15 protein-coding genes and 1 tRNA gene are annotated in these 19,715 nt (G+C 50.4%); 9 read left to right on the forward strand and 7 right to left on the reverse strand.

The window, feature by feature from the left end:
* Positions 1 to 48 precede the first annotated feature (48 nt).
* Positions 49 to 873, forward strand: coding sequence for a polyphosphate kinase 2 (gene ppk2 / locus PKI34_02465; GenBank protein ID HNS16669.1), 825 nt, complete (start codon positions 49 to 51; stop codon positions 871 to 873).
* Positions 874 to 1,005: 132 nt separating this feature from the next.
* Here the strand turns inward: ppk2 and PKI34_02470 are convergent, their stop codons facing one another.
* Positions 1,006 to 2,148 carry an aldose epimerase family protein gene (locus PKI34_02470; protein ID HNS16670.1) on the reverse strand — a complete coding sequence of 381 codons (1,143 nt, stop codon included), beginning with the start codon at positions 2,146 to 2,148 and terminating at the stop codon, positions 1,006 to 1,008.
* Between the two features lie 191 nt (positions 2,149 to 2,339).
* Between PKI34_02470 and PKI34_02475 the strand changes: the two genes are divergently transcribed.
* From PKI34_02475 to PKI34_02495, 5 genes are all read left to right on the forward strand, one after another.
* Positions 2,340 to 4,067, forward strand: a complete 1,728-nt coding sequence (locus PKI34_02475) for a sodium:solute symporter family protein (protein HNS16671.1) — start codon at positions 2,340 to 2,342, stop codon at positions 4,065 to 4,067.
* A 23-nt stretch (positions 4,068 to 4,090) separates the two neighbouring features.
* Positions 4,091 to 4,306 carry a hypothetical protein gene (locus PKI34_02480; GenBank protein ID HNS16672.1) on the forward strand — a complete coding sequence of 72 codons (216 nt, stop codon included), beginning with the start codon at positions 4,091 to 4,093 and terminating at the stop codon, positions 4,304 to 4,306.
* Positions 4,307 to 4,545: 239 nt separating this feature from the next.
* Entirely contained in the window at positions 4,546 to 5,049 is a 504-nt protein-coding gene (locus PKI34_02485) for a T9SS type A sorting domain-containing protein (GenBank protein ID HNS16673.1), read from the forward strand.
* Positions 5,050 to 5,061: 12 nt separating this feature from the next.
* Positions 5,062 to 6,726 carry an FISUMP domain-containing protein gene (locus tag PKI34_02490; protein HNS16674.1) on the forward strand — a complete coding sequence of 555 codons (1,665 nt, stop codon included), beginning with the start codon at positions 5,062 to 5,064 and terminating at the stop codon, positions 6,724 to 6,726.
* 190 nt (positions 6,727 to 6,916) lie between these two features.
* The gene (locus PKI34_02495) at positions 6,917 to 9,724 is read left to right on the forward strand and encodes a formylglycine-generating enzyme family protein (protein ID HNS16675.1); all 2,808 of its coding nucleotides are present in this window, start codon (positions 6,917 to 6,919) and stop codon (positions 9,722 to 9,724) included.
* A gap of 168 nt (positions 9,725 to 9,892) precedes the next feature.
* On the opposite strand, the gene PKI34_02500 is transcribed toward PKI34_02495, so the two are convergent.
* The gene (locus tag PKI34_02500) at positions 9,893 to 12,202 is read right to left on the reverse strand and encodes a trehalase family glycosidase (protein ID HNS16676.1); all 2,310 of its coding nucleotides are present in this window, start codon (positions 12,200 to 12,202) and stop codon (positions 9,893 to 9,895) included.
* A 66-nt stretch (positions 12,203 to 12,268) separates the two neighbouring features.
* Here PKI34_02500 and PKI34_02505 point away from each other — a divergent pair, with 66 nt between their 5' ends.
* Positions 12,269 to 12,679 (forward strand): hypothetical protein, encoded by a 411-nt coding sequence (locus PKI34_02505; protein HNS16677.1) that lies wholly within the window; start codon positions 12,269 to 12,271, stop codon positions 12,677 to 12,679.
* A gap of 49 nt (positions 12,680 to 12,728) precedes the next feature.
* On the opposite strand, the gene PKI34_02510 is transcribed toward PKI34_02505, so the two are convergent.
* Positions 12,729 to 13,595, reverse strand: coding sequence for an endonuclease/exonuclease/phosphatase family protein (locus tag PKI34_02510; GenBank protein HNS16678.1), 867 nt, complete (start codon positions 13,593 to 13,595; stop codon positions 12,729 to 12,731).
* Positions 13,592 to 14,623, reverse strand: a complete 1,032-nt coding sequence (locus tag PKI34_02515) for a DUF6340 family protein (GenBank protein ID HNS16679.1) — start codon at positions 14,621 to 14,623, stop codon at positions 13,592 to 13,594. Before PKI34_02515 ends, PKI34_02510 begins: the two co-directional genes overlap by 4 nt.
* Positions 14,624 to 14,730: 107 nt before the next feature.
* On the opposite strand from PKI34_02515, the gene PKI34_02520 reads away from it, so the two are divergent.
* Positions 14,731 to 15,714: a radical SAM protein gene (locus tag PKI34_02520; protein ID HNS16680.1), complete on the forward strand. Its 984-nt coding sequence runs from the start codon at positions 14,731 to 14,733 to the stop codon at positions 15,712 to 15,714.
* Positions 15,715 to 15,803: 89 nt separating this feature from the next.
* Here the strand turns inward: PKI34_02520 and PKI34_02525 are convergent, their stop codons facing one another.
* Together PKI34_02525 and PKI34_02530 are read right to left on the reverse strand one after the other, a co-directional pair.
* Entirely contained in the window at positions 15,804 to 16,364 is a 561-nt protein-coding gene (locus tag PKI34_02525) for an HD domain-containing protein (protein ID HNS16681.1), read from the reverse strand.
* 10 nt (positions 16,365 to 16,374) lie between these two features.
* Positions 16,375 to 17,433 (reverse strand): alpha/beta hydrolase, encoded by a 1,059-nt coding sequence (locus PKI34_02530; GenBank protein ID HNS16682.1) that lies wholly within the window; start codon positions 17,431 to 17,433, stop codon positions 16,375 to 16,377.
* Between the two features lie 99 nt (positions 17,434 to 17,532).
* Between PKI34_02530 and PKI34_02535 the strand changes: the two genes are divergently transcribed.
* Positions 17,533 to 17,606: transfer RNA gene (locus PKI34_02535), tRNA-Arg, on the forward strand.
* Positions 17,607 to 17,897: 291 nt separating this feature from the next.
* Here PKI34_02535 and PKI34_02540 read toward each other — a convergent pair.
* The gene (locus tag PKI34_02540) at positions 17,898 to 19,559 is read right to left on the reverse strand and encodes a clostripain-related cysteine peptidase (protein ID HNS16683.1); all 1,662 of its coding nucleotides are present in this window, start codon (positions 19,557 to 19,559) and stop codon (positions 17,898 to 17,900) included.
* Positions 19,560 to 19,715 lie beyond the last annotated feature (156 nt).

Raw genomic sequence — 19,715 nt, forward strand, 5'->3', positions numbered from 1 at the left:
ATCCATTCGTCCATATCATCGTTTCTTTGCATTTATCCAGTTATCAGTATGAATACCTATCATTCAAATGGTGAGCAGCAGAAAAAAAAGCCTGTGAAGATCACTACCGAATATTACGAGAGTGAACTGGCAAAGCTTCAGATCGAGCTTGTCAAGATGCAGGAGTGGATCCGGCAGCACGGATTCAGGCTGGTGGTCATTTTCGAGGGGAGGGATGCGGCAGGGAAAGGGGGAACCATCAAGCGGATCACCGAACCTCTCAATCCCAGGATATGCAGGGTAGTGGCCCTTGCAAACCCGACGGAGCGGGAGCGCACCCAGTGGTATTTTCAGCGATACATACCCCATCTGCCGGCTGCAGGAGAGATCCTTCTATTTGACCGGTCGTGGTACAACAGGGCAGGGGTGGAGCGGGTGATGAACTTTTGCACGGAAGAGGAATACTGGGAGTTTCTGCGGTCGTGCCCCAACTTTGAGCAGATGCTCATACGGTCAGGGATCAAGATCGTCAAATACTGGTTCTCAGTAAGCTTTGAAGAGCAGGAAAAACGTTTTTATGAGCGGATCAAGGATCCCACGAAGAACTGGAAGCTGAGCGAAATGGATCTTCAGTCCCGCGTGCGATGGGATGACTATTCGCGTGCAAAGGATGAGATGTTTACCTACACCGATACCAAGCAGTCGCCCTGGTGGGTTGTCAATGCCGACGACAAGAAGAAGGCCCGGCTGAACTGCATTGCCCACCTGCTCACGGAGATCCCCTACAATGATGTTGTTTTGACACGCGTCCAGAGTTTACCCGACCGGGATACCAGCCGGCTGTACGTACGGTCGCCCATTGAGGAGCAGACGTTCATTCCGGAAGTGTACTGAAAATCTGCAAGCGGCTATCGGCAATCAGCAATCTGTGATCAGCAATCAGCAATCTGTAATCAGCAAACTCATATCTGAATTTCCAGATCGCTGATTGCCGATCGCTGATTGCCGATCGCTGATTGCCGATTATCACTCCGCCACAAACCTGTAAACCGTCGTTGACTCAAACACCTCCCCGGGTCGCAGTATCGTGGAGGGAAACGCAGGCTGGTTCGGAGCGTCGGGGAAATGCTGCGTTTCGAGGCAGAATCCGTAATACTGCTCGTATTTTTTACCCTGTTTGCCGGTGATGCTGCCCTCCAGAAAATTACCCGAATAGAACTGCAGACCGGGCTGGTCGGTATAGACTTCCATCACGCGACAACTGACCGGATCGGTAACGTGTGCGACGGGATGATCCAGTCCCGGCCGGTTCAATACATAATTGTGATCATAACCCCGGGGTTCACCACCCACCTGGGCGATTCGGGCGCCAATGGCAACAGGATCGGTGAAATCCATAGGTGTACCGGTGACGTCCCTCAGTTCGCCTGTCGGGATAAGTAATTCATTGACAACAGTATATGCTGAGGCATGGATCTGTATCTGATGATCCAGGATGGTGCCGTTGCCGGCGCCGTTCAGATTGAAATAGCTGTGATGGGTCAGGTTGACCGGAGTGGCCTTATCGGTGCTGGCACGGTAATGAATGACCAGCTCATTATAATTGGTCAGCAGGTACTCGACATTCACATCCAGGTTGCCCGGAAATCCTTCCTCTCCGTCGGGGCTCAGGTAATGCAAACGGAGACCGACAGAAATGGAATCCCTCAGTTCGGCGGCATCCCATACGACTTTATCGAATCCTTTCAGGCCTCCGTGCAGGGTATTCCCGTTATCGTTCTGCGCAAGCGTATAGTGCTTGCCGTCCAAAATGAATTTACCTCCTGCGATCCTGTTACCGTATCTGCCTACGATGGCTCCGAAATAGGGCGTTTCGTTCAGGTACCCTTCCAGGTTGTCGTACCCCAGTACGACATCTTCCCGCTGACCGTTGATGTCGGGAACTTCCAGGGATGTGATGATACCGCCGTAATTGGTCACCTTCAGGATCACGCCGTTCGCATTGGTGAGCGTAAAAAGATAGACCTGTGTATTATCCTGTAACTGGCCGAAAGGTTCCTTTTTTATGTCCATAATATTCTGATTTATTTCCTGTGATAATTTCTGCCTGCATCCTATCCACTCAATGGATAAAAGGATGATCAGGGTGATCATGAATTTTACACGCATATGCTGATCATTTTAAAAACGTTTTGAACTTTTTCCATGAAGCATGAAAAATGAAATATGTAGAATGAAGTATGCAACCTGCAACCAAATTTCGTCCTTATTTTCAATAAATCAAAAAAGTTTTTCTGATTGTAACATTTTTTTTACCTTGCACCTGAAAATCTCTTCACACCAATTACAAATCGTAACCTATGAGCACATTTACATTAGGATGGATCGATTATGCGATCATGTTCATTTATTTTGTTTTTGTGTTGGGCATCGGATGGGCGTTGAAACGCTACATGAAATCGGCCACTGCCTTTCTGGAAGCAGGCAGGTCGCTTCCTGCGTGGGTCACCGGCCTGGCGTTCATCTCCACAAACCTCGGTGCGCTGGAGGTGATGGGAATGACCGGAAGCGGAGCCAAGTACGGAATGCTTACGACTCATTTTTACTGGGTGGGGGCCATTCCTGCCATGGTTTTCCTGGCCCTGTTCATGATGCCGTTCTATTACGGATCCAAAGCCCGGTCGGTCCCTGAATACCTGAAGCTCCGTTATGATGAAAAGACCCGTGGACTGAACGCCATCCTGTTTGCGGTGATGACCATCCTTGCATCCGGTATTTCCATGTATGCACTGGCACTGCTGCTGGAAAACATCCTGGGCTGGAATTTTCATCTGAGCCTGATCCTTTCGGCAGCCATTGTGCTTGGATACACCTATCTTGGGGGGCTTTCGTCTGCCATCTACAACGAGGTTCTGCAGTTCTTCATCATCGTGATCGGTCTGTTGCCGCTCGTCTTCTTAAGCCTGAAGGATTTCGGAGGCTGGACAGGGCTGAAAGATACGCTGGCTCCCATTGTTGAGTCCAAAGGATTTGCGCCCGACACCTGGACCACCACCTGGAAATATACGGGTAAGGCCGGGCTGAATCCCATGGGGATCGAATGGTACGGGATCTTTGCCGGCCTGGGCTTTGTGCTTTCGTTTGGTTACTGGTGTACGAACTTCCTGATCGTACAACGGGCCATGGCAGCCAAATCACGCCTGGCCGCCCGGAGCACCCCGTTGATCGGCGCCATTCCCAAGATGTTCATCCCCTTCCTGATCATCGTTCCCGGTATCGCTGCCCTGGCGCTGATGAACACGCCTGACCGCAATTTCGCACTCCCGCTCAATGAGGCAGGTCAGCCCATCTATGATTATACGATCATCATGCTGTTGAAGCAGTATCTGCCCACCGGTGTGCTCGGACTTGGCATCACGGCGCTGCTTGCTTCGTTCATGTCGGGAATGGCGGGCAACGTTTCTGCATTCAATACCGTCTGGACCTACGATATTTATCAGAGTTATATGCGGCCTGCCACAGGAAACAAAGAGGACGATGAAAAGCATTACCTGAAGGTCGGCCGGATCGCCACCGTCTTCGGTATTGCGGCAAGCATAGCTGCAGCCTATATTGCCAGCCTTTTCGGTAACATCATGGATTTTCTGCAGACTATCTTTTCGATGATCAACGCACCGCTGTTTGCCGTGATCTTTCTGGGGATGTTCTGGAAACGGACTACGGGCCATGCTGCGTTTGCAGGCCTGCTGGGTGGTTTCCTGATCGCCCTGTTGCATCACGGACTCACGATGCCCGTCGGGGCTGATACAGTCTTTAAGGGCGGATGGCTCGGCGTGGTACATATGTATCCGGTGGAGATGGCCCAGAACTTCTGGACAGCGATCTTCGCCTGCACATCAGCAACCATCATCACGGTCGGTCTGACGCTGCTGACAAAACAAAAGAAGACGGTCAAGGAACTGGTAGGGCTTGTCTATCAGCTTACACCGCGGGAAAGGGATACCGGCGTCGTATGGTACCAGCGTCCGTTGACCCTGGCCATCTTCGTGCTGGTGATCTTTGTGGTCCTGTCAATCATTTTCTGGTAAAAAAATAAAAAAACACACATACCATGGGCGTAGATATTAAATTACCGATTGGCCTGATGTTCAGTATCTTTGGTGTACTGCTCACCATCTACGGATTGATCACCAGGGCGGATAAGGTCCTGTATGAGCCATCTTTTGGCGTGAATGTCAACCTTTGGGTCGGGCTTTTCATGCTGGTCTTTGGACTGGCCATGCTGATCATGGCGTTGGTGGAGAGGAAGAGGGCGAAGAAGGTGTAGGGAGTAAACGGATCCCTCGCTGGCGCTCGGGATCTGTCAAATAATACCGCGTGCCGTCATCCCGAGCGCCAGCGAGGGATCTGATTCCTTGATCCATCCGTCACGCTTATTAAATAATTCCTACCGTTCATGCAGAAATCTGCCCCGTTCATGAAATAATTCCGCATTTCATCACCCTGTTTGTACAACCTATCGAATATTTGTATATTTAATGCCTGATCCTTTAAAATCCTTCTCTTATGAAACATCCAATCATTACACTTGTTTTGGTGATCAGCATTGCCCTGTCTTCGCAGGCCCAATCACTGCTCCCCGAAGTCATTGCCAGCGCCGGGGATGTTTTTACCGGTAAGAGCGGCTCGGTCAGCTGGACGCTTGGCGAGACCATCATCGAGACCGTGTCTTCAGAGACATCACTGTTAACCCAGGGATTCCACCAATCATACCTCCAGGTGCTGAAAGTTGATGCACCGGAAGATCCCCTGGTGGATGTTACGGTCTATCCCAATCCTGTGAACGACCTGCTGACCATTGAGATCACCACAGTGGAGAAAGATCCACAGATCAGTCTTGAGTTGTTCGATTTCACGGGACAGCAGATCTATGAGCAGACCATCCGGAGCCAAACCTTGACAGAGCAGCTGGATGTGAGCCGGTTCAGCTCCTCGCTGTTCATCCTTCGGGTGGTCAACCTGAAATCGCATCGTACGGAATCGTTTAAAATCCATAAGATCAACTTCTAAAATTACCCTATCATGAAACGATTATTCCTACTCATCGGAATGTGGTCAGTAATGACCCTTGTTACAGCCCAGGCACCGCAGGCCTTCAATTATCAGGCAGTGATCAGGGACAAGGCAGGTCAGGTTTTATCTAACCAGAACATCAACCTGCAGGTCAGTATCCTGCAGTCGGCAGTAGATGGGCCGGAGGTTTACCGGGAAATCCATTCCGTTACTACTAGTGAACTGGGATTGGTCAACATCGAAATTGGTAAGGGTAAAAATCCCATGGGTACACTTTCAACTATCGATTGGGGCTCGGAGAGTCATTTTTTGAAACTGGAGATGGATATGGAAGGGGGAAGCAATTTTGAGCTGATGGGTGTATCGCAACTACTGTCCGTTCCGTATGCCCTGTATGCCGAGAAATCGGGAAATGGCGAGCGGGAGGCAGATCTGGACTGGGAGGTGATTGGCAATGATGTCGTCACAGGTCACGGAGGCAGCTATCCTATCGGTAATGTCGGCATCGGGAACAATGCACCAGGATCTCTGCTTTACGTTGCTAAGAACATGGGTGAACCCACCATCACCATCCGCAACCTGGGAGGTGGTGGAGGTGCCACCTATTCCATGATAGATGATTTGAGCGGTGCGAACTGGAAGTTCAAGGCGACGGCGTTCGGAGGCTTCAAGATCCGCGACCAGGCCAACGCGATGGATGTGTTTACCATTGAGACGAACAGCGCGGTGAATATGATCTACATCAAGACAGGCGGCAACATTGGGATTGGTAAGAACGCTCCGGTTGAGAAACTGGATGTGTCCGGCAGGGTGCGGTCCGATCAGGGATTCAATGTTGATGGTGATAATGGCCTGAACGATACCCTGAACCAGGTGACCGCTTTTGATTTCACGAATGACAAGCTGAAGTACCGGACGCTGATCTTTTCGGGTGGCATTCTGATCTATAACAGTGTCGAATCCGGGTGGGTGGATACTGTCGGAGATTACATAGTACCGGTGTTGCCATTCACTTGCGGAGGAACGTTATACGATATCCGTGACGGGCAATCGTATGCCACGGTATTGATAGGTTCCCAGTGCTGGATGGCGGAGAACCTGAATGTAGGCACCAAGATCAACAGCACCCAGAACGGATATCAGCAACAGGACAATGGAACTATTGAGAAGTACTGTTACAATAATGATGAAGCTAATTGTAACATCTATGGTGGGATGTATGAATGGCCGGAAGCCATGCAGTATGTTACGACAGAAGGTGCTCAAGGGATTTGTCCGGATGGCTGGCATATTGCGACTGACAATGAGTGGAAAATTCTGGAAGGCACAGTTGACAGCCAGTATCCGGTAGGAGACCCGGAATGGGATGGCACAGGGTGGAGAGGGCTGGATGCGGGAGGCAATTTAAAGGAATCAGGGACATCACATTGGAATTCACCGAACACAGGGGCCACCAATTCCAGCGGTTTCACAGGTCTTCCGGGGGGCTACCGCACCAGCAACAATGGAAGCTTCGACAGCCTTGGCTACAGCGGTAACTTCTGGTCTTCCTCGCAGACCAGTACAGACTACGCGTGGTACAGGTACCTGAACTATCCCAACGCCAACGTGAACCGGAGCAACTACAGCAAGGAAAGCGGGTTTTCGGTCCGCTGTCTCAAGGACAGCCCCTGAGCGAAGCGAAGGACCTGATTCACCGTACCCGTCATCCCTAAGGAAGCGTGGGACCTGTATCTGCACTTTATCCCGCCCCCGTCAACCCGGGCCGACAAAATTCACGATGAACGTATCATCGCCGTTTCAAAACGGATCTTCATAAATATTTTCTATCTTTAGGCGCAATGTCTGACAATAGAATTTTTTTATGAAAAAACATATCTTTTATATCCTGTTAGCCATTCATACCATCGTTCTGCAGGCCCAGGAATCCAAAATCACTGAACCTGGCTTCAGGAATAATGATCTTTTAGCACTCAATTCAATTAAACTAACTGATAATCAAATAATTAACTTACAATTTCCCCTTCCTTTCTTCACCTGCCTCATCAACGATTCACTGGTCAGTTCGGCAGACATAAGCTTCCTGTCCTTTGACGATAGCCTGTCCTTTTCCATCAACACGATCCTCAAGGCTTCTCTTGTAAGGAAAAAAGATCACTTCGGCAATCCCCTTTATACATTAAAAATTGACAATCCTGAAATGGACAATTCCCCGGATTCGGTCATCCGCATCGAGAACCTTGTCCCGCTGGGCCAGTCCCGCGACCACGTTCACATCACGGCCGACGGCTCTTACGACTGGCCCGGATACCTGTGCCGGTCCAGGCTCTTCATCCCCGGGCAGGGTCCGGTGGGCATCGTGCTTCCCGACAATGCCTGGCACCTGGGATTCAGCGACGTGCAGATCAGTGATGACCTGTGGCTGGTGGCGCTGGCAAGGCGGACGAATACGGAGAATGCGGATGTCCGCCGGTGGTGGACCGACCTCAAACCGGGCGGCTCGGTGGAATACACCATTTACCTGGATGTGCATACCGGCGACTGGCACAGGGGATTGACGAAAATGTTCAGGGAACGCTTCCTGTATGACCTGCCGGCATTTGACAACACACTTTTTGAAAGGGAAGACCTTGCCTGGGTGCGTCACAGCTACCTGATGCTGCTTTATTTTGCGTGGGATCACAATTACTACGATCAGTTTTTTGGCGGTTATCAATCCTTTGGTGAGTTCTGGTCTTATGATCAGCTGGTGGGGGGATTTGACATCTATACCATCTGGCCTACCTGGCCCCGGCTGGGGATGGATCAGCGCAATCAGTGGGATATGTACCGCGACCTGCCCGGAGGTGTTGCAGCGCTGAGAGAACAGGCAGGCTTTTTCCATGAAAAGGGCAGGAAATTTTTTATTTCATATAATCCCTGGGATGAAAGCACCCGCAAGGAAGATCATTTCAAGGGAATGGAAGAACTGCTTGGTGAAATCGATGCGGACGGCGTTTGCCTCGACACACGGGGCGCATCCAGCTATGAGCTGCAGGCCACGGCCGATAAGGTGAAACCCGGCATTGTGATGTACAGCGAGGGTATGGCAGTGCCCGCGGATATGCCGGGGATCGTTTCCGGCCGCGTCCACGACGCCCTCTATATGCCTCCGCCGCTGAACATGAACAAGTTCATCAAACCCGATTTCGCCATCTTCCGGGTGCTTCAGCTTGCGGAAGGGCCGCTGCACCGCGAAACGGCCGTTGCCTTCTTCAACGGATACGGCGTGGAGATCAATACGATGCGACCGGGCCGGCCCGAATGGATCGAAGAGGAAATGCGCTACCTCGGAAAAACAACAAAGATCCTCCGGGAAAACACCAATGCGTTCCTGGATATGAACTGGACCCCGCTCATCCCTTCGCTGAAGGACAGTATCTGGGTGAACCGATGGCAGGATGGCGATAAGACGATCTTCACGGTCTACAGCCTCATCCCCGAGGGCTACTCCGGACCGTTGATCCCGTATAATGTGCCGGAGGGCTATCATGCCTTCAGCCTCTGGAACCACACTGAATCACAACAAATGACGATGAATGACCATGAATGGCTATCCGTTGACCTCGCCTCCTTCGATCGCTCCAGCCTCAACTCCCGCCTCGAAGGCAACGTGGAATGCATTGCGGTCCTGCCGGAGCTGCTTCGCGTATCCGTTGTCCGCGATACGTTGTATGTGGCAGCCAACCGGGGAAACAAGATTTCCATCTTCGCCGGATATCCTTCTTATGAATCGGAGTACCGCGTACTTCCCGTGGGAGAGCATCATATTCCTCTTTATTCGCTTTTTCGGAGGCACGAGCAGGTCTATGTCGTCAAGTTATTCGAAGATGACCACCTGATCGATGAACGATCGGTCACGACAAAGCTCGGATACCCGCGGCTGATATCGAATCCTCAGAAAACAGTGCCTTTTACGGCCTGCCTGGAAGCAATGGTCACAATCCCGGCTGGCGATTTCCGGTTCTACACCATGCGTGATCCCTCGACGCTCGAACCTTTCATGGTCTATCCGGATTACAGTGATACGATAACGATCCGGATGAATCCATTCTGCATGGACCGGTATCCAGTCACCAACGGACAGTTTTATCAGTTCATTCAGCAATCAGGCTATGTGCCTGCCGATACCAGTAATTACCTTCGTCACTGGGACCATGGGAAGCCTGCACCCGGCATGCTGGATCACCCGGTGGTCTATGTTTCCCTGGAAGACGCATGGGCGTATGCTGATTGGGCCGGCAAACGATTACCCACGGAAATGGAGTGGCAATATGCAGCCCAGGGGGGTGATATGCGCAAATATCCCTGGGGGAACGAGATGGATTCAACGTTATGCAATTACAGGTCCAACCACACCACCCCTGTCAGCGCGTTTCCGCAAGGCGCAAGTCCATTCGGCGTGGAAGACATGGTCGGGAATGTCTGGCAGCTGATCGATCAGGTGTACGACAACGGTGCGTACTATTTCGGCCTGATCCGCGGCGGCAGCCACTATTATCCCACTTCCAGCATCTGGTACGTCACCGGTGGTCCGCTGCCGGTGGATCACCCGGAGGTGCTGCTGATGGTGGCGCCGTCGCTGGACCGGTGCGCTACAATAGGCTTCCGGTGTGTTGTTGATTCACCCTGAATGAATTACCATTGCTGATTACCCAGATAGAAGCAGAGGTGGAAGGAGAGATAGATTTGCAAAAGGAAATACGAAATGTGAAATATGTGCGATATCATCCTATCAGATTTCCTTTCAAATATCTGCTTCGATTTCCACCTCTACTTCTATCTGGCTAATCAGCTATCGTTATTCAAGAAAAGCATCAACGAGCACCTTCGCTATTATTGCATCCCAGATGTAATTCGACGGGCAGTTCAGCACGTCATTATCGGGGCTGTACGATTCCCAGAAGTTGTGGTTTTTGGATAACTGTGTCTTGACCGCCAGGAGCATCTTCTCCGCCAGTTCACTTGCCAGATCGTCATACCCGTAATTCTTCAGCCCGTCGCAGACCATATAGTCCCACAACAGCCACACGGGCCCGTTCCATTTGCAGCAGTAATCCACGTACGGACTATACCATTCATCCGCTGCCGACAGGGTGGGGACACCGTATTTACGCCAGAATCTTGTGGTATCGGTCAGGGTCTTCACAAGCAAAGCGGCTCTTTCCTCTGAGACTGCCTCTGCCCACAACGGCAGGAATCCGATGATCTCCTGCCGCCTCAGATTCCGGTCCATAAAAAAGAACGAATGATCCACGCGATTCACGCTGTAAAAAAACTGACTTTCTTCATCCCACATCACATCATTTATCTTAGCACTTATTCTATCTGCATATAATTTCCATAACTCCGACTCCAGACTCCAATCCGCTTCATTTTGCTCTTTGCTCTTTGCTTTTTGCTCTTTGATAGTGTATCCTTGCTCATCCCCCTCACCCTTCCCCTCCCCCTCACCCTTCCCCTCTCTCTCCTCTCTCCATTCTCCTCTCTCCTCTCTCCTCTCATTAAGTTCCGAGGCCATCTCGCCCAAACACCGCATCTCCTTCACCACCATCAAGCTCAGGTCCAGGCATTCCAGCTCATCCGAAATATCTTCTTTATCCACATCCAGGTACCGTTCGGCCGACACCTGGAATACGGCGTTGTACCAGTCGCGCACGTTCTCGATGATCCCGTAGGGTCCCCATTCAAAAAGGCTGTCGTGGTCGAAATCACGGTTCTGGATCAGCCAGTTGACGTACTTTACGCCGCTTTCGTATGCGTCTTCCAGGAATTGCCTGTTTTTGCTGACCTGGTACACCTCCCAGTTGATCCAGGAAAAGAACGGGGCAGAGGTGGTTGACATCGTATCCTGCCAGATGGTGCTGTAATGCGGATAATCCTGCCGACCGCGCGGACCGTGCCGATAGGCGATGAGGCCGTCCTCGCGCTGCTGTTCCATATAGACACGTTGCGATCCTTCCGCCGAGGCCGGATCCAGGTAGACGTAGGCCAGCATGCTCAGGGATTCGTGCAGCACCTGGTGCCCGTGGCCCCAACCCCAGAGCGGCTCGCGTGAAAATGCGTAGGAGTTGTACGATGTTTCCCCGGCCGGCGGGTACATGCATCCCCGTGCAAGATTGAATGCACTGAGATAAACCAGCTTATCCGCCTCATCCTTAAAACCGATCCCCGGGATCAGGGCGAAAAGTTCAGTGTTCTTCTGAAAAAACGGATCAAGATCCATTTGCTTCAGCGAATCCACCTCCGCTCTCAGGTCAGCCGTATTTTCCTGCTGGCCCTGTATTCCCCTGACATACCTAATTTGCCTTGTAACACCAGGTTCAAGCTGTAATTTTGCATGCAGGGCAACAAAATCGGTATAACCATTCCTTAGCCGGTTCAGCGTATCGGGCCGGTCGTCTGAATAGAAATCCGTTTTAATGGAGTTGTAAAAATCATCCACGGAACCTGAATATCCGCCATAGGAATAAACGGGATCATTTACCACAAAAAGGTCGCGCAAGTGGGTGGGATAACCATAGCTCACGCGAAGGTTGCTGATCAGTCGTTTCGGGCTCTCATAGTGATAGAGTTGATAACCGTTGGCTGCTTCATCGAATTCCAGTATTTGCAGCGAGTCGTTCGCCAGTTCGATGATGGGGTAGATCGCCACCTGGTGGGGAACCGCCGACAGGTTCGTGATCTGCATGTCGGCCAGTGCGCAGCGTGAACTGTGAACCATGAACGTTTCCGTCACCTGTATGCCTTCAAAGGGTTGATATTCAAGGATAACCATATCCGGAAAGGAATAGTGGACCACAGGTTTCCGGTGGTACTCACCGATGTTCCTGACCACCACCTGATCAACCTTGAACAGTGCAAACATCCGGCCTGCCTGGTCGGATGAGTAATTCAAAGGGTAACAGTTAGAATAATAATCCATTTTGTATCCTTTATCCCCGTATAGTCTTGACCGTTCCATGGCTGCCGTGTAGGTTGCATACAGCGGATCATCCGCCTCAGCCTGGATGCGTAGGTAATCGCCGGCGGGCAGAGGAGGCTGTTGACAGGCGGCCAGGAAGGCAAGAAAAAGAAGCAGCAGGTACAGGCCGGGATTCATTCCTTTCATTTCAGAAGTATTTTTGGCTAAGTTACTAAAATCACGTATATTTGAAGAGGCTAAGTTGAACCATTCATGTACAAAAAACTGCTGAAGTTCATCATCATTCTGTTCTTTTCCTTCACGATGTACGGTTTCTCACGGCCGGCCACGGAGGAGGACCAGACGTCGAAGTGGAGGTTGCGGGAAGGGATCGAACTGACGCTGGATTATGTGCCGGTGTCGGCATTCGTTTACTCAGCGCTCAGTCACGACAACACCATCACCAAACTTTTCGGCAAGCCGGAAATTGAGGATTACCACGATTCCAACGGGGATGGGTATTCCTGCCATCTTCAGTTCAGGACCCGCGGAGGTGGTCGCGTTTGCCTCAATTTTATCTTTGTGACACTTTATCCGGATTATCGGGTTCCGGAGGGGACGTGGATGGAAGGCACAGAGGCACAGAGGCACAGAGGCACAAAGGCACAGAGGCATGAAGCATAATAATTTGGGATTAGGTAGAATCCCGCAGGGATTTCATATCGGCAGGCATTCAATAGAATAGTATTTTTGCCATTACCGGCAAATGATCGGATGGGTAGATGCCGCTGGTGTTGTCGATGATGATCCGGTGGGAAAGGACCTCATTGAAATTTCGGATAAAAATATAGTCAATGATATCGCCGGGCTCGCCCACGAAGTCAAATCCCATATACGTGTGATCCGGACCTTCCGCAGTTGCGGTTCTGTGTCGCGTATCGGTCAGATGATACTCCCTGAATTCGTCGGTCAGGATCCTGTAAGGTTCTTCAGACTCTTTCAGGTTAAAGTCACCCGTTAAAATCACCTGACTGTCGCCGGCAATTTCCCGGATCCTGGATAATAACAGCTTTGAACTTTCCAACCGGGCAACTGCCCCCATATGATCAAAATGGGTGTTGAAAAAGAACAGGGTTTTGCCGGTGCACCGGTCCATTAACGTTACCCACGTGACAATGCGCACACAGGCGGCGTCCCAGCTCCTGGAGCCCTGACTGTCAGGCGTTTCGCTCAGCCAGAAGGTGCTGCCATCCAATCGTTTGAATCTTTTTTGCTTATAAAAAACTGCAGAATATTCCCCTTTGGTTTTGCCATCATCCCGTGCCACTCCGAACCAGGAATAATCCCGCAGGCTTTTTCGCATATCCTTCATCTGATCGTGCAAGGCTTCCTGTACGCCAAAGATGTCTGGCTGATGGTCGTTGATGAGTGCTACGACCGCGGGTCTGCGGAATTTCCAGGCATTGGTGCCATCATCGGGGGTGTTGAGGCGGATGTTGTAGGTCATGACCGTCAGGACAGATCCCCTGATGGGATCATCCTGGGCCAGTTGCACAAAAGGCATGCAGCAAAGAAATACCAGTGCAGGAACTATCCTCATTCGATCGTTATTTGCTGATCAAGTGTGGCTCTCTCTTTTAACCTGTCCTCCAACAGCTGGATATAATCCTGTGTGGCAATCCGGTACGGCTGAAGCGAGTCGGACTGCTTTACCCAATAGAGCGACATTTCAAGGTTATCCTCTATCTCGCAGGCCAGTGCCATGTTAAAACAGGCCATGGCAGCTGCCGACCGTTTGGAACTGGTAGTCTCTGATTTCCATATCCGTGCGGCGGAGAGCCAATCGTCCTTACTGACAAATTCCTTCGCGCGTTTGGAAACATCCCCTGGCCAGGTATAATATCTCCGTGTGGTGGTTTCCCAGACGGGGGTGATCCGGAAAGCATATTCCTGCCCGCTCCAGAAACAGGCATCCAGGGCTGCCCGCCTTCTGCTGGAGCGCATGTTGAACAATATATCCAGGTAATCACTTTCCGAGTAACCATAGCCTGTGAGTGTATATGTATGGTTATCAATAACTTTCATTTCAACCGGATCCAGCACTTTGCACGTGTTGGTCACTTCAATGGTTCCCTCCAGCTCAAGATCAATATCCTCATGGATGGCTACATAGACGTTGTCGACAAAATCCATCACCCTGATCGTCACCAGGGCATCCACCACGCTGTCGTGGCTTACCTTTCTGATCTGCTCCCATAAGGATAAACCCATATAATCTGTGGTGTCGGACGGTATCTCCAGATCACTGTGGATGTCCACATAGCGGAAGCGGGGTGAATAAGCCATCACATCCCTGAATCCTTTCAGCACAGATTCTGTGATCTCCGTGGAGGTCAGATTCGATTCCCGGAGGTATTCTGCCACGTGGGAGCTCAGGGCAGTATCCACATCATCCGGAAAGTTCGGATTAATGAGCCCAAGTACCTTTACAGAGGATGGCAGCGTGATATCAGCCGGCACCAGTTCTTCGATCTCCACCAGGCGCAGGGTGGTGCAACCGGAGAGGACCAGGAGCGTTAATCCTATGATGTTTATTTTTAGGTATTTGAGTTTTTTTCGAACAATCATCCTCTGTCAAATTCAGTACTACCTCTTTCCTGAAGAACGATCTTTCAGAGGAGCCAAAATTAATGTCTATTTTATAACCTCCCAAGACTTTTTTAAATTAGTTTTTCGTGATTCGGTTAATTCGTTTAAATTCGTGGCATTCGTTCAATCCTGAACCGTTGGAACCTTTCCCCGAACTGAAACAATGCCGCATATGCCCGCGCAACTGCGGTGCTGACCGCTACTCATTGAAGCTGGGTTACTGCAACGCAGATGCGTCGTACGCGATCAGCTCCATCTGCATTCACAGGGGCGAAGAACCGGCGATTTCGGGGGACAGGGGGATCTGTAACATTTTTTTCGGGCACTGCAACCTGCGGTGCGTCTACTGCCAGAACTACCAGATCAGCGACAGGCACGCTTTTATTCCGGGTTATGGTGACGACATCGAGCCGGTGATCAGGGACATTACCCGGATCCTCGACCGGGGGATCGTCAATGTGGGATTTGTTTCACCCAGCCATTTTCTGCCGCATACCAAAGCCATCATTGCAGAACTAAAAGCGCGGGACCACCATCCCATATTCGTTTACAACACCAATTCCTACGACAAGGTGGAAGAGCTCCGTAAGCTGGAAGGACTCATTGATGTATACCTTCCGGATTTTAAGTATGCCGATGCAAAACTGGCCGAAGCCTACTCGGGTGCGAAAGATTATCCTTCCGTTGCACTGCAAAGTCTGGTTGAAATGTACCGGCAGGTGGGATCCACGCTGATCCCCGGAATTGCCGGTGTGGCGGAGCGTGGCATGATCATCCGTCATCTGGTGTTGCCCGGCCACGTTCAGAACAGCCTGGAGGTTCTGGAGCAGATCGCAGAGCATCTCTCGCCCAATGTCCACATCTCGCTTATGTCGCAGTATTACCCTACTCCGAGGGTTTGGGATCATTCCCAGCTTGGCCGCACGGTGAGTTTAAAGGAATATGCGCAGGTCGTTCAGCGAATGGAATCGCTGGGGATGCACAGGGGGTGGATCCAGGAGCTTTCCAGCACGCATTCGTTCAGGCCGGATTTCAATGCCACGGATCCTTTCCGGGATTCAAACACTTAAGCAAAGAGCCCTTACAAAGCATTCACAGTTGACACCGAAGCCGGCAAGCGGTTTATATGATCCTTGTGAGCGGATTAAAACCGTTGATGTCATTCATAAAGATAGATGACCCCGAATAACCCGACAAATTCCTCAAAGATCCCGATCTTATCCTCTCCGTACTTTTTGATCTTTTTCCGAATGTGCTCGATCGGTCTTGGCGTGGTCAGGTACCTATCGCTTTTGGAATAGAATTTATCCGCGTAGCATACAATTTTTTCTTCGATCGTCACCGGGACCATTTCGCGGTGGGGAAGCGGCATATTGTTGACCACGATGTCGTTCAGGGAGATACCAACCCCGATGTGCCGCTCACATACCGGTGCGATCTCGTACAACCCTTCTTTTTCCAGCAGCTCCCGGCCCAGGTAGCCGTGGGCGATGTAGGGAAAAGGGCCGGTGCATCCGATCTCAGGCGCCTGGGTCATGAAGATGCCGATGTCGTGCAGCATGGCTGACCATCGGACGCGTTCGGTGTCGGGGTGCAGCGACGGATTGTGCGCAGCAATGCTGAGCGCGGCTTCCGTCACTTTTTGACTGTGAATGAACAGATAATCAAAGGAGAGGGATCCTTCAGGGTAGTATTTGCGAATGAGATCTTCAGGTGCCATTGTGGCCTTGTTAAATGGAACTTCGTTCAATGACGTGTGTTTTCATAACGATCCAATCTGCAATGTCAGCGAAGACCTCCTGGCGGTTTGATTCGTTATGCATCTCGTGCCGGCCACCGGGGTAGGTGCGCATCGTGATATCCCTGATCCCCGCTTCTTTCAACTGACGCGCAATCCTCCGGGGCCCACTTGAAAACTTTCCCACCGCATCCTCGCTTCCTGAATAAAGCAACACAGGCAGGTTGTCAGGAATGTGCCTTAAGTTTCGGGAGCGGTTGATGGATAGCAGCCCGTGAAACATTCCCCGATAAAATCCGGAGGTGGATGGATAGCCGCATAGAGGATCATTCAGGTAGTTGTCAACGGTCTCCTGGTCTGTCGTGAGCCAGTCGAAAGCGGTACGATTGGGTTTAAAATGATGATTAAAGGTTTTATACGTTAGGTAGTTGAGCATCCTGTTCCGGTAGTGATGGCCATAGAGGAAGCCTGAGCCTCCAGCAAGCACTCTCCCTGCACCGATCAGCGGCAGTGTCGTATGATCCGGGCCTGAAAGGATCAGCGCATCCAGCATTTCTCCGTGCAGGATTGCAAAGTGCCGTGCCAGTATGGATCCCATGCTGTGCCCCATAAGGGTGAAGGGTAAGCCGGAATAGTGTTCCTTGAAGTCCAGCATCACGGATTTTAACTGTCTGAGGATTCCCTGCCATCCTTTCTTTCCGTCGAGGTGACCCAGCGCTTTCGGATCGGGAGCGGTCCTGCCGTGCCCGAAATGGTCTTCGGCAACGACCACAAATCCCCTGGTGGTCATATATTCCGCCAGCGGGGCGTACCGGCCTGCGTGTTCCATCATCCCGTGAACGATCTGCACAACACCCCTAATGGATGGAGGATCCTCCGGGAGCCATTCATATAAAAAGAATGATCTTCCGAAGTCGTCGGTGATATAACGAGAATGGTCCTTCATGGAGTAAATTGGTACAAAGGTACGATAAAGTCGGTCGTGGTCATTCGTGGTTATTTGCTCGGCGCGGAGTTTGTCCCAACGAAAGTCGGGAGCGCCTCGCGTCATGGGTGGTTATTTTGCTTGCAGCTTAGATAATGAATGATGAAAAATGAAGTATGAAGAATGCAGGATGGGGGAATTGTATTACCTTTGCAGCTGGTTTGGGGACCCGTGGCTTAATTGGATAGAGCATCTGACTACGGATCAGAAGGTTGGGGGTTCGAGTCCCTCCGGGTTCACTGAACTATCAACGGTTACATGAATTTATAATTCTGTAACCGTTTTTATTTACTAACAAAATAACTTACAATTAGCTGTATGTTGAGTAAGTGGTGTTGGGTGACCAGGAATATCTCCTTCCAAACCCGGCCACCTGTTTCAAAGGCAACCTGGGCTCGGATTAGGGGGGAAATCTTCATACCATGGCAAACAAACCAATAATGATGTTGTAAATCCGTCACATTTTTACGGTCAAAATCACACGGAAAATCCAGCCAGGAGATTGCCCCAAGTGAACAATCGATCTGCAATCAGTTCGAAATATTCGGGATTTGTCGTTGTGTGGGCACACTGTTCAGGTAATTCCCATCGGTTGACAGCAGCGGCCCGTCTTTTTGCGCAGCCTTCCCATTGAAAGGAGCCAGGACAACGTTGATGTTATTATACGCATTGCCCGGTTGTGCGTTTAAAATATCATCCCAGACACTGTTGCCATTCAGATCCCAAAAACCATATCCTTCTCCGTAAGAAAGAGATTGGTCGTTGTTGGCATCATCGAACGCTTCAAAAGCAAAATCAGTTGCCTGCGTTATGCCTTGGATCAGAGCCTCATAAGTCCCATCGGCCTGGGTGTTGATATATCCCAGCAATGTGACCTCCGTTCCGCTCACCGTGTACACGTAGACATAGGTGTGACCCGATAGGGTGTGGCCGGGAAAGGTCACCGCTCCTGAAATACCCACTTCCGTATCCCCGACCTGGCCACCGCCTCCCTGCGTGTTTTCAATAAAAATTTTCAGGAAATTGTACCAGTTGGTATCCTTGAATTTAAGATCGGTATATTTGGCTTCATCGAATTGTTCCACTTTATTGGGAAAATGAATGGTTAACCCTCCATAGGGCTGGCTGGAGTTCTGAAGGTAGTTCTTGGTAAAGGGTACGGTTTCATTAAAGGCGGATAAGGCCTCAGAACAGGCCTGGGTGATTAAATTAACCTGGCTGAGCCCGGGTTTTTGCTGTAGTTTCTTGATGAACTCCCGCAGGTCCGTAAACGAAGGGAATGATTCATTGATGTAATGGGTTTCACTCCATGCTTCAAATACTTCGGCCCAGGTTTCCTGGGTTACTTCCGTGGTGAGTTTGTTACCCAGGTTAGCGATCTTGGCGCCTAACAGATCCATCTTCTTCAAATCAGTGACCGCCATATGGGTTGTTTTCTGTGCAAGCGCACCATTGTCATAAACGCATTGCACAATTCGCTTGGATAGGTCTAATGAAGTCATGGTGGGATTGTCGATCAGTTCCTTGAGCCATATATCCCCGCCAAGTACGCTGAGGGCCGGCATGGATATCTCACTGGATACCATATAATCCGCAAGATCCTTAATTTCGAATGCCACCTCTGTCATGCTCATCAGACAGGCATGGAAAACGATCACATCAAAATGCGGACCTGAGGCCAGGGCCGTCCGCAGGTTTTGAAGGCTCATCATATCGCCACTGCCATTGGCCTCATCAGGACTTATCCCATACCATCCGCCTCCGTGACTGTTCAATATCAACATATACTTTTTAGCCGGATAGTTGTCAACTGCATATTTGATAAAATTAATCAGGGTTTGAGGGTCCGACATGTCCTTGGAGCCCAGATCCTCCAGCATCGGCGATTTAACCTGGTCGGGCAACTGGTTTTCCCCTATTTCAATTTTGTAATAATTGGCATTCCCGCCGGTTTTAAGGGAACTGAGCATGACAATGGACGTTACCTGATCCGAACAACCTGCATGTTCCATCTCCTGTACATCACCAATGATGTAGCTGGTGCCTGCCTGGGTGTGGTCGAGGTTATTGTTGCCGTTGAAATACCCAATGACTGTCCATTCACGGTTAGCCGTAGTTGGCTCATCATCTTTCTGACAGCTGGAGAGCATCAGAACAGGGCACAGAAGTGCAAAGAATAATTTCGTTTTCATGGTTTTTTGTTTGTAATGAATTAATCATCTGCAATCAATCCAAGTTATGCAATCAATGAATTATGAAAAAAATATATCGTGATTTTGAAATGCCTGCTGGTGCTTTGGTTAATTTGTCAACGATCAGAAAGAATATCCCTTTTTGTTTTAGGTGGT

It is taken from the genome of Bacteroidales bacterium, from assembly GCA_035342335.1.
Classification (GTDB): Bacteria; Bacteroidota; Bacteroidia; order Bacteroidales; family JAGONC01; genus JAGONC01.